The 12,128-nt window shown below is 61.2% G+C and carries 8 protein-coding genes and 1 riboswitch; of the genes, 1 reads left to right on the forward strand and 7 read right to left on the reverse strand.

The window, feature by feature from the left end; genetic code table 11:
• Positions 1–67 precede the first annotated feature (67 nt).
• From GbCGDNIH6_RS08820 to GbCGDNIH6_RS08850, 7 genes are all read right to left on the reverse strand, one after another.
• Positions 68–871 carry an ABC transporter ATP-binding protein gene (locus GbCGDNIH6_RS08820; RefSeq protein WP_072563613.1) on the reverse strand — a complete coding sequence of 268 codons (804 nt, stop codon included), beginning with the start codon at positions 869–871 and terminating at the stop codon, positions 68–70.
• A complete protein-coding gene (locus tag GbCGDNIH6_RS08825; RefSeq protein WP_232449774.1) occupies positions 868–1,695 on the reverse strand; it encodes an ABC transporter permease in 828 nt (275 codons plus the stop codon). Before GbCGDNIH6_RS08825 ends, GbCGDNIH6_RS08820 begins: the two co-directional genes overlap by 4 nt.
• A 29-nt stretch (positions 1,696–1,724) precedes the next feature.
• Positions 1,725–2,798: a putative urea ABC transporter substrate-binding protein gene (locus GbCGDNIH6_RS08830; protein WP_072563615.1), complete on the reverse strand. Its 1,074-nt coding sequence runs from the start codon at positions 2,796–2,798 to the stop codon at positions 1,725–1,727.
• Positions 2,799–2,908: 110 nt separating this feature from the next.
• A riboswitch (guanidine-I (ykkC/yxkD leader) is annotated at positions 2,909–3,022 on the reverse strand.
• A gap of 332 nt (positions 3,023–3,354) precedes the next feature.
• Entirely contained in the window at positions 3,355–5,715 is a 2,361-nt protein-coding gene (gene clpA, locus GbCGDNIH6_RS08835; protein WP_072564483.1) for an ATP-dependent Clp protease ATP-binding subunit ClpA, read from the reverse strand.
• A 282-nt stretch (positions 5,716–5,997) separates the two neighbouring features.
• A complete protein-coding gene (locus GbCGDNIH6_RS08840; protein WP_072563616.1) occupies positions 5,998–7,113 on the reverse strand; it encodes a glycosyltransferase family 4 protein in 1,116 nt (371 codons plus the stop codon).
• Positions 7,114–7,123: 10 nt separating this feature from the next.
• Positions 7,124–8,842, reverse strand: a complete 1,719-nt coding sequence (locus GbCGDNIH6_RS08845; protein WP_072563617.1) for a heparinase II/III family protein — start codon at positions 8,840–8,842, stop codon at positions 7,124–7,126.
• Between the two features lie 134 nt (positions 8,843–8,976).
• On the reverse strand, positions 8,977–10,299 hold the full coding sequence (locus GbCGDNIH6_RS08850; protein ID WP_072564484.1) for an RsmB/NOP family class I SAM-dependent RNA methyltransferase: 1,323 nt from the start codon (positions 10,297–10,299) through the stop codon (positions 8,977–8,979).
• Positions 10,300–10,420: 121 nt separating this feature from the next.
• Here GbCGDNIH6_RS08850 and GbCGDNIH6_RS08855 point away from each other — a divergent pair, with 121 nt between their 5' ends.
• A complete protein-coding gene (locus GbCGDNIH6_RS08855; RefSeq protein ID WP_072563618.1) occupies positions 10,421–12,121 on the forward strand; it encodes an ArnT family glycosyltransferase in 1,701 nt (566 codons plus the stop codon).
• Positions 12,122–12,128 lie beyond the last annotated feature (7 nt).

Raw genomic sequence — 12,128 nt, forward strand, 5'->3', positions numbered from 1 at the left:
GGCAGGTCGTCCCGCCGAACAGGGCCTTTTGCTTCTGGCCGGGTCGTCCCGGCAGGCCAGAGTGAAATCAGTGAGTGAAAAATTCGCTTTCACCAGCGGTGCCGAGCCTGTCCTTCAACACGCTCATGGCTTCGGTCTTCTGCTTCGAACTGGTCCGCTCCAGCGGCAGATCGAAGGTGATCGTCGCCCCATAAACTCCTCTTTCTTCGGGGCGGGTGCGGTAGTGATCAAAGGCGATCAACCGGGTGCCCAGATGAAAGGCTTCTTTCAGATCATGGGTGACCATGAAGACAGTGAGACCGGTTTCCTCGAACAGGGTCAGCATCAACTCGTGCATGTCGGCACGGATGCCTGGGTCCAGCGCTCCGAAGGGTTCATCCAGAAGCAGCACCTTGGGCTTCTTGATCAAGGCCTGGGCAATGGCCAGACGCTGCTGCATGCCACCGGATAACTGGGCGGGGTATTTGTCCCGCGCATGATCCAGCCCCACCGCTGTGATGATCTCGCGGCACTGGTCGAACAGAGCACGGCGGCTGGCGCCGAACAGGCGGCCCAGAACAGGGGCAGCCTTCATCTCCAGCCCGAAGGCGACGTTCTGCAATACCGTTAGATGCGGAAACACCGAATAGCGCTGGAACACCACGCCACGTTCCTCGGTCGGTTCGGGGGGCAGCGGTGCACCATCGATACGGATTTCACCCCGGCTGGGGATTTCCTGGCTCAACAACATGCGCAGGAAGGTCGATTTGCCGCAGCCGGACGGGCCGACAATGGACACGAAAGAATGGGGCGCGACTTCCAGATTGACCTTTTCCAGGATCACCTGGCCATCATACTCTTTCCAGACATTGGAGATGGAAACCTGGGTCATACGCTCCTCCTCCCGGCATCCAGCCACGGAAACAGGGTGCGGTTCAGCAGGCGCAGGCCAAGATCACACAGCAAAGCCAGAAAGGTGATCCAGGCGACATAAGGCAGGATCACATCCATGGCGAGGTAACGCCGGACCAGAAAGATGCGATAGCCCAGGCCCACATCCGCCGCGATCGCCTCGGCCGAGATTAGGAACAGCCAGGCCGGTCCCAGCGACAGCCGCACGGACTCGATCAGGCGCGGCAGCATCTGCGGCAAAACCACTCGCACTATGATCTGCCAGCTCGATGCGCCGAGAGTCTGTGCCTTGATCAGTTGCTCTCCCGGCATTTCCTCCACGCGGGCCTGAAGGTTGCGCATCAGACACGGAGCCACGCCTATGACGATCAGCACCACCTTCGACAACTCGTCCAGCCCGAAGATGATGAACAGAATGGGGAGCACCGCCATCGGGGGGATCATGGAAATAACCGCCACCAGCGGCGACAACCCTGCCCTGACATAGGGAAGGATGCCGTTGGCGATACCCACCAGCAACGCCAGAATTGTGGCGACCGTCAGGCCGATGCCGATGCGCATCAGACTGGCAGCCGTATCGGCCCACAGCAGCACGGAACCGGTGCGGGGATCGGCCCGGAAGGCCACCCGCGCGATGCCTTCCCCCAGCGCGGTGAAGCTGGGCAGAAGCTTGTCGGCAGGATTATCGGCCAGCCGCATCGCTGACGCGGCGGCATAAAGCACAATCAGGACAATGAAGGGCAGTAATCCCAGATAGAACCGTGCTATTTTTCCGGGATCCCGGTTGATCAATCGTCGCGCCATGAGCATTCTCCGTCAGGGGCGGGCGATGCTTACAGCTTGCCGTCAGCCGCCAGTTGCTCATAGGTGTCGTCAAAACGCAGCTTGACGTTGTTCGTGTCGCCCAGCACCTTCCCGCCAGGGAAGCTGATACCGACCGCATCCTTGCTCTGGGCGCCATCGCCCAGCAGGTGGTGTTCGAACGAGAAGCTCCGTACCAGATCCATGGCTTTGAAGGCCTCCGGGCTGCGCGTAAAGGCCGCGGCGGCTTTAGGGTCGGCATACAGGAAAGTGGTTTTCAACTGGGATTCGAAACCACGCAGATCGGTACCCGACAGTTTGGCCATCTCGGCGCGGGCGGCCTTGCCGGCCTCATCATTCCGGGTCATCAGGGCCATGGTTTCATACCAGGCACCCGCCAGAGCCTTGCCCAACTTCGGATTGTCTTTCAGAGTCCGGCTGTTGACCACGGTCAGATCCATAATCTCGCCGGGGATCTTGCTGGAATCGAAGACCTTGGTCATCTCGGGGTTCTTCAGCACCTCCGAAAGTTGCGGGTTCCAGGTCACCACGGCGGTGACATGCGGGCTGGCCGCAGCCCCAACGATATCAGCATCAGAGGTGTTGACGGTTTTAACGTCCTTTTCCGACAGCTTAACTGAATCCAGTGCACGGGCCAGCAGGTAATGAGAAACGGACAACTCCACCAGATTGATTTTCTGACCTTTGATGTCCTTCAGTGATGTCGCCTTTTTCAGAACCACCCCGTCATTGCCATTGGAATAGTCCCCTACCAGCAGGGCGGTTGTATCGACACCGCCAGCCGCGGGAATAGTCAGGGCATCCATATTGGCGACGGTCACGCCATCGAACTTGCCGGCCGTGTATTGATTGACCGATTCAACATAGTCATTGACCTGCACAAGCGTAATCTTGAGGCCGTATTTATCGGCCCATTTCTTGACGATCCCCACCTCTTGCGCATAGGGCCACGGCATCCACCCGGCATAAATGGTCCATGCAATCCTGAAATCAGTTTTTTCGGCAGCCTCAGCGCGGGCGGTAAAGGTCACGGCACAAGCCAGAGCCGTGGCGGCAATCGTCATGTTCTTGAAGGAAAAGGCCATCTTCGGAACTCCGGATCTACGTTTCGTCTATCCGGGGGGAGCGATGGCTCTGCGGGAAGGCAAGAAAGAGGCCTGCCCGACAGGAACGGAAACCGTTCCCCTCGGCTTGAACCTCCCGGGCTTTTATCCCGCCGTGTGTCCAGCCCTTTCCTGAAAGGAGGTACCGGATTGCGACTCTCGGACCAGTCACTGCACAGGCAGCCGGAACCCTAGTCGCATACGTTACCTAGCACGATGCATGCCAATCACGTGATCAGTAGAATTTTAAGGCATTCATCAGATCACGTCTCACTGTAAGCCTCTTGCTGCTTGTTTTCTAAGCTCACAGATGCCTTCTTTTTGTGCCACAGGCTCCAATCCTGACTTGGCGAAGAGCGAACTGACATGGTCTCAACCACCATAAACGTGCAGGCGCTCCTACAGCCCCACTCGGCGATGCCATCACACCGGAGACATTCGTCTTCTGACGCTGGATCGTTCTCACACTTCCCTTTAAAGCACAAAAAACCCGGATCTGTTGACCCGGGTTTTTTATTTCATGCACAGCTTTTACCAATCAATCCGCTGTTTCAGCCGCCAATTCCTCACCGCCATCATTGGCATCCGGTCTCGGCAAGGCTGGTGCACTGGCCTCGACAATATCGAATTCAAGTGCATCGTCTTTCAGCGTGACCTTGACAGAACCGCCTTTGACCAGCTTGCCGAACAACAATTCCTCGGCCAGCGGCTTCTTGATGTATTCCTGAATGACGCGCGCCAATGGACGCGCGCCATACAGCCTGTCATAGCCACGCTCAGCCAGCCATTCCTTCGCGGCGGAATTTAGTTCGATCGTGACATTGCGGTCGGCCAGTTGGGCTTCCAGCTGCATCACGAATTTCTCCACCACGCGCCCGACGATTTCCGAGGTAAGGTTGCTGAACGGAATGACAGCATCCAGACGGTTACGGAATTCCGGCGTGAACAGACGCTTGACCGCGTCCTCATCCTCGCCGACGCGAGCCTCACGACCGAAACCGATGGCCTCTTTCGCCATATCGGACGCACCGGCATTGGTGGTCATGATCAGGATGACATTACGGAAATCAACGATCTTGCCGTTGTGATCGGTCAATTTCCCATGATCCATCACCTGCAACAGAATATTGTAGAGATCTGGATGCGCTTTCTCGACCTCATCCAGCAGCAGAACTGCATGAGGATGCTGGTCGATCGCATCCGTCAGCAAACCACCCTGATCAAACCCGACATAGCCCGGCGGCGCACCAATCAGACGGGAGATGCTGTGACGCTCCATATATTCGCTCATGTCGAAGCGAATCAGCTCTATGCCCAGCGTCGTTGCCAACTGACGCGCCACCTCGGTCTTGCCCACGCCAGTCGGGCCGGAGAACAGATAGTTACCAATGGGCTTCTCCGCATCGCGCAGACCGGCACGGCTGAGCTTGATGGCGGCAGACAGGGCCTCGATTGCTTTGTCCTGCCCGAACACCATCGCTTTCAGATCGCGTTCCAGGGTGCGCAGCGTTTCCTTATCGTCGGCACTGACGCTTTTCGGTGGGATGCGGGCAATGCGGGCGACAATGTCCTCCACATCCTGCAACGTCACCGTCTTGCGCCGCTTGTGCTCCGGCAACAGCATGCGGCTGGCACCGACCTCGTCGATCACGTCGATGGCCTTGTCCGGCAGCTTGCGATCATGGATGTATTTCGCAGCCAACTCCACCGCACCACGAATGGCTTCTTCCGTGTAGGTGACCTTGTGGTGAGTCTCGTAATTCGTCTTCAGCCCGCGCAGAATTTTGACCGCATCCTCCACCGACGGCTCATTGACGTCGATCTTTTGGAAACGGCGCACCAGAGCACGATCTTTTTCAAAATAGTTGCGAAACTCCTTGTAGGTCGTGCTGCCGATACAACGTAAGGCACCGGAAGCGAGAGCAGGCTTCAGCAGGTTCGAGGCATCCATCGCCCCGCCACTGGTGGCGCCTGCACCGATCACGGTATGGATTTCGTCAATGAACAACACCGCGCCGGGATGGTTTTCCAGCTCGGTGACCACCGCCTTCAGCCGCTCCTCGAAATCACCGCGATAGCGTGTACCTGCCAGCAGGGCCCCCATATCCAGCGCATAGATCGTGCTGTTGAGCAGAACTTCCGGCACATCGCTTTCAACGATGCGCTTGGCCAGTCCTTCGGCAATGGCCGTCTTGCCCACGCCGGGATCACCGACATAGAGCGGGTTGTTCTTGGTACGGCGGCACAGGATCTGGATGGTACGCTCGATCTCCGTATCACGTCCGATCAGGGGATCGATCTTGCCGGCCCGCGCCTTCTTGTTCAGGTCAACGCAATAGGTCGACAGAGCGTCCTCCTTACGGCGGCTCGATTTTTCCTCGCGCTCGCTTTCAGGTCCTGAGGGGTCACCCCCCCCATTGCTGCCGCTGGCCGAGCCCTGCACGGGGCGGGTCTGTGAACGGCCCGGCGCCTTGGCGATGCCATGGCTGATAAAATTCACCGCATCCAGCCGGGTCATATCCTGAAGTTGCAGGAAATAGACCGCATGGCTCTCACGCTCGCTGAACAACGCGACCAGCACGTTGGCGCCGGTGACTTCATCACGGCCCGAGGACTGGACATGAATGGCGGCACGCTGCACCACACGCTGAAAACCGGCTGTCGGCTTTGGATCGCTGGCCCGCTCACTGGCCAGACCTGACAGATCCTTGTCCAGAAATTCCGTCAGATCCGTGCGCAGTTTGTCTATATCGACACCGCAGGCACGCAGGACCGCGACAGCGTCGGCGTCTTCCGCCAATCCCAGCAGAAGATGTTCGAGGGTTGCATATTCGTGGTGACGTTCACTGGCCAGAGACAAGGCCCGGTGAAGCGTCTGCTCAAGGTTGCGGGACAACATGGATGGGCAACGCTCCTTGATCCTGGGGTCCGCAGGCAGGGACCGGAAACCGATCCGGTCCGCCCCGCAGGCTCCTTTGCGCGGCATCGATGAGCTGGATATTGGGTTGCAGTGCCGGAAAACTAGCCGGCAGGACGACTCAGCAGCCCAGCCCGGATATGAGCTTTTCACATCCTGCTTCGTGCCGTCCAGCATCTGTTACCGTTTTTGGTCACAAAAGATTCAGAGACGGAGGATGGAGACCATCATACCACTGCCTGATATAGGCTATAACCTGCCTCATTACAGACCCAGCAGATCAAGACTCCGCCCGATGACGGTCTGTTCGACATAGTGATCGAGCGCCCGTTGCCGTCCTGCCGCCCCCATCCGGGCACACAGGGCGGGGGATGTTGCAAGCCGGGTCAAAGCCTGCGCCAGTGGTGCCGCTGCACGGGGCGGCACCAGGAAACCGGTTTCACCATCCACGACCTGTTCCCTCGGGCCACGTACCGAGGTCGCCACCACCGGCAGGCCGCAGAGCATCGCCTCGACGATAGACATCGGCAGCCCCTCGAACCAGCTTGGCAGGGTAAAGATATCGGCGGCAGCCAGCAGAGCGGGAATATCATCGCGGTATCCCAGGCGGCGCAGCCTCGGCCCCAGCCCCTCCGGCGCGGCGGCTTGCTGGAAAGCCGGTTCCAGATCCTCTCCGTGATCGGAGGCCAGACGCTCCCCCACGACCCACAACTCGGCCTCCGGAACCGAGCGCATCGCCTCCAGCAGTTCCAGATGCCCCTTGTGACGGACCAGACGGGAAACGACGATCACGACCGGTCGATCCGTCGGTGTACCGAGCGCCTGCCTGATGCGGCGGCGCGCTTCCGGATCAGGGCGGAACACCGCCGGGTCGCGCCCATTCCCGACCGGAGTGGCATGGCGATGGATCAACAGACGGCGCGCATCCCGTGATTCTTCGGTAGAAACGGTCAGGAATACATGCGTCACCCGTCCGGCAATCGCCTCCATGACCCAGGACACGATACGCCGCGGCAGAGGGGATGGCTGATTGAACAAAAATCCATGGCATGTATAGGCAATGCAGGGCACACCGCAGGCCCGCGCCGCCAGACGCGCCAGAAAGCCGCTGATCGGCATATGCGCATGCACCATATCGGGCTGCTCGGCACGAATCAGTCTCACCAGAGCACGAAATGCCCGCCACTGGGCCAGCGGTGAGATACGCCGCACCATCGGCACCGTCTCGACCCGGAAGCCTTCCGCCCGGACAGCGGAGAGTAACGGACCATCAGCACAGGCCCCCACCACCTCATGCCCCCGATCCCGCGCCGCTCTCATCACCGGAAGAATGAAATGCCGCAGCGCGAAGTCGACATTGGTGACTTCCAGAATCTTCAAGCGCTGACGCTCATTCTTTTGCCTTGCGGGTGATGGCCCATTTGACGCAGCGCGGGCCGTCCGGCGGCACGGAGATCACGACCTGTTCGGCCTGTCTCGGCATCTGACCTCCGAGATAGACGCTTTCTTCCACCGTGATGGCGCCGCCCTCCACCTGCATCAGCCATGCAGCCTGCGGGGTACGCAGCAGGATTGAATCCCGCAACGTGGCGGCCGGCTTTTCAGTGATCGCCTCCTCACCCGACACCGCTCCATCGACCGCAGCCGATTCGACAGACTGCGTCCGGGCCTCTGCCGCCGTACTCTCCATGGCCTGGGTCTGGCGGATCGCATGCACCGCCGGATGGAGATGAAAACGCAGGGCATAGGGACGCGGCTCACCACCTTCCAGACTATCTTCGCCGCGCACATCATCGCCGTTGGCGGCCATGTATAAATGGCGGCGATGCACCAGACCGGCGCTTTGTCGCCAGCCATCATGGGTCGCCTCCAGCCAGATGGCGCCCTCGGACTCCAGACGCTCTGCTGTTACGCGGGAGGGACGACGGCCCAGACCATCCGCGGTCACTTCGGAGGAACTGGTATCGGCCATCACCAGCGTCGAATGGGCAGCGCTGGCGCGCGTTGCCTCCCGCCATTGCGGACCACCGGCGGGCAGAGCGCCGCAATTGGTGATGATCCGGTCGCGTCCGGACGAAAATTCAAAGGCCAGCGTGCCCGCATGAGCATGACGGTCCAGCCCCCGCCGCGCCGGCAGACCGGTATCGACGATAACGACCGAGCGCCCGGCCTGAAGCCTCTGCCAACCACCATGCTGCATGTCATGGGTAGCCCGCGCGCCGCGCCCGGCTTGCGCCAGCACCAGATCGATCAGACCGGCATTCTCTTCCCGGCTGCCATTGAACAGCGCCAGCCCGCCATCACCATGCCGCAGAACCCGCAAGGCCGGCCCCAGACGCTCAATCGCCAGCAGCAGAATATTCGGCACCGGCACACGTGCGCTTTGCAGCAATCCGCGCATTTCAACCAGATCACGCAACGCGGCGTAATGCGCGGACGGAGAACGCTCGACATGGCTGCCATCGGGCAGAATCTGGCGGTCCAGTTCCTTCGGCAGCCATTTCAGCACCCGCGCCAGATAACTCCCTTTGTCCGGCAGCGCGATGGCAGCGGCAAGCAGCCCCTTTAACACGGTCAAGGCGCGTGCATCGGCGGTTTCGGGGGGGATTTCGAACGCCAGCGCCCGCGCATCCGCCACCAGCCGCGCCATCATGCGCTGACGGAAATTGTCATCAGCGGAAGCCGCAAAAAAATCGTAATGCCCCAACCAGGCCATCACCCTGGCCCCTGTTACATCAGGGCGCGTGGCAATGCTGTCGAGTGCGGAAGCGCCAATCCAGTCAGCCACCATGCTCCGTGCCTTCAGGCGTGCACCATCGGTACCGAGCGCACGAAGATCCCGCAGCCAGGAGAATCCGTGAATGGCTGCCCGCAACTCGGCAGTGCCGGCGCTATCCCCCCATGCGCCGGGCTGAAGGCTGCGGATCATGCCGGAGTGTTCGTATTCGCCCCGCAGCAATCTTGCCCCGCGTGTCGCATCGCCGGGCCACAGATCACGGACCATGACAAGCGGTGCATCCGGCGCGCGGCTCAGCCGCAATGTCGGCAGCCGCGCCGCCGCACGGCGCGCACCCCTGACCCATCGGGAGGCGGGAGGAGGCGGACTCATGAAATCGATTCGAATCGGTGACTGGCGCGCATATCTGTTTGTAACGACGGCAGGGCCATCAACACAACTGACCTGTTCGGACCTACGTAAAGTTTGATCTTTCTACCTCGTACATTCGCTGACCGACCCGATCCCTATCGTACCATCAGGCGTGCGGCGAAAAACCCGTCCATCCCTGTTATGGGGGGTGAGCCTTCCGATCCGGCAAACGCAAGTCCCGGATGGGTGCGCAGATATCCTTCCGCCGTGCGCGCCCCCGGCAGGAAGGCCAGCTCCTCCACCGTGAAGGGCGACAAAGTCACGGATGGAAGCATTTTCAGCGCATGCTCGATCCGTTGAGGGCCTTCTTGCGGCTGCATGGAGCAGACCGCATAGATCAGGCGACCGCCGGGACGCAGCATGGCAAGGGCTGCGGCAAGCAGGCGGTCCTGTTGCGCCGTCAGCGCGGTGACATCCCGCTGACGCTTCAGATGCGGCACATCAGGATGGCGGCGGATGGTTCCGGTGGCACTGCATGGCGCATCCAGCAGGATGGCATCCGGCACGAAACCGGCTGGTGGAGTCCATTCCGCCGCATCGGCCACAGCCACCTGCACATCCAGACGCAGCCGGGCGAGGTTTTCGCGCAGGCGCGGCACACGCGCCGCTTCACGCTCCACCGCGATCACCTCCGCCCCGGTCATGGCGAGTTGTGCGGTCTTGCCACCCGGTGCGGCACACAGATCGACGATCTTCTCCCCTGCATGCGCCGCCAGCAGGCGCGCCGGCAAGGACGCAGCCGCATCCTGAACCCAGAATGCTCCCTCCTCAAATCCCGGCAGAGTGCTGACGCGGGTACCCGCGGGCAGCCTTGTCGTGCCGTTCGGGAGTAAAATCCCCTCGGCAGGTGGCGTGATCCCGGGACGCAAGGTCAGATCGAGCGGAGCCTCCGTCTGATGCGCCAGAGCAATGGCGCGGGCATCGCGGCCCCACGCGGTCCACAACCAGCCGGGCGTGTCCAGTCGGGGGGAGTCCAGCCCGTCCAGCATCTCCTGCCCACCCGTTGCCACCTTGCGCAGCACGGCATTGATCAGGCCGGTGAAAGGGGCAAGCCGCAACTGACGCGCCAGATCAACCGCCGTCCCGACCGCCGCATGGGGAGGTGTGTCCAGAAACAACAACCCGGCTGCGCCCAGACGCAGGATGTCACGCACTGGGGCAGGTGGCTCCCGTCTTAAAAACGGCTCCAGCACGGCATCAATGGTGCCAAGGCGGCGCAACGTCGCCGCCGCCAGACGATGGGCGGCAGCACGGTCGCGCGGCTCCATCGGCGGCAGGGCATTCAGCGCCTCTTCCAACGAACGGTGCTGCTCCAGCACCGCATTCAACAGACGGCAGGCCGCATCTCTGGTCGGGTCCATAGCGACCGGGGGAGCCGATGGGCGACGGGAAGAAGAAGGAGAACGAATTGTCATCATGGCTTTTTGCGCGGCCCGGCCCTTTCCGGCAAGCACGCGATACGCATGCCCCTTATCGCACTCCCTTGATCGCAGGCCCTTCGGGGTGGTGCGGCGTGGCAGGTGTGGTAATTCAGAACCTATGCGCCAGATCCTGTTCCTGACCCTGTTCTGCCTGATCGCGTGGATACCGGGTTTTTTCACCCTGCCACCGTCCGACCGCGATGAAAGCCGCTTCGCACAAGCCAGCCGGCAGATGATCGAGACCGGTGATTACGTCACCATCATGAACGGCACCGAGCCGCGTAACCGCAAGCCGATCGGCATTTACTGGCTGCAGGTGCCCTTTGCGAAAGCGGCTCAACAGGCCGGGCTGGCACAGGAAAATCCGATCTGGCCCTATCGGCTTCCCTCCCTGCTGGGCGGATTGCTGGCCGTATGGATGACATACGGCTTCGGCATCAGGCTGGTCGGGCGAAAGGCGGCTTTCCTCGGCGCGTGGATTCTGGGCGCCTCGGTCATTCTGCTGGTCGAGACGCATATGGCGAAAACCGATGCCGCCCTGCTGGCCGCGACACTCGCTGCGCAAGGGCTGCTCGGGCGTGCCTATCTGGTGGCCAGACAAGGCGATCAGGATACCAGATTCGGGCCGGTTCAGGCCGCGCTGTTCTGGATCGCCATGGCCGCGGGGATTCTGATCAAGGGACCGATCACCCCGATGGTCAGCGCGCTGACCGTGCTGACCCTGCTGATCACCGATCGCCGCATTCCGGGGCAAACAGGCTGGCTAGCCGTGCTGCGCTGGCGCTGGGGGCTGCCGCTGGCTATCGCGCTGATCCTGCCATGGTTCATTGCCATCGGGATTGCCAGTCACGGACAATTCTTTGCGCAGGCGATTGGCGGGGAACTGGCCAGCAAGGTACGCAGCGGCGATGACAGCCATGGCGCGCCACCGGGGCTTCATCTGCTGCTGCTGATCATCACCCTGTTTCCCGGATCACTCGCGGTACTTCAGGCCCTGCCGGCATCATGGCGTCACCGGTCAGAACCGGTGATGCGCTTCCTGCTGGCCTGGATCATCCCGTCATGGATCGTTTTCGAGGTCGTACCAACCAAACTGCCGCATTATATCCTGCCCATGCTGCCTGCCCTCGCCCTGCTGGGTGGTAAAGCCATGGCGGAGGTGCTGGCAGTACCGCGCTGGATGCAATGGCTGGCAAAAATCCTGTTCGCGCTTTCCTGCCTGTTGCTCGGGGGAGCCGCCATCGCCCTGCCCTTCGTCATCATGCCGGGACTGCACTGGCAGGATCTGCTGGGCATCCCTGCTTTCCTCATCATGGTTATGCTGCTGGCGCTGGGGACCGGCCTGCTGCCACGCCATCAGCGTGATGCGACCCCCTATCGCAATAGCCGTCTGCTGCTGATCTGCGCGCCACTGGTCGGCTGGAGCATGCTGGGACTGGAATTGCCTTCTCTGCGCGGCCTCTGGCTCAGCCCCGCCATCACTCACGCCGCCCGGATCGAAACGGCACAGCTCTACGGGACACAGGCGCCGCTCGATCTGGTGACCGCAGGCTATAATGAGCCAAGCCTGCGATTCCTGGCCGGAACCGACACGTTTTTTGCCCCCGATGCCGCCAGCGCTGCCGCCTGGCTGGCGAAGCACAAGCAGGCCATTGCCGCCATTGCCCGCCCGGATGGGAACGCCTTCCTCGCCGCAGCCACTGCACGGGGGATCAGTCCCGATCTGCGATACTCCGTTGCCGGATATAATTACTCACGGGGGAAAAGGATTCTGATCGATCTTTATGCATCAGGCACTGGTTCTGCCTCGACTCAATGACCAGCTT

The sequence above is a fragment of the Granulibacter bethesdensis genome (assembly GCF_001889525.1).
Lineage (GTDB): Bacteria > Pseudomonadota > Alphaproteobacteria > Acetobacterales > Acetobacteraceae > Granulibacter > Granulibacter bethesdensis_C.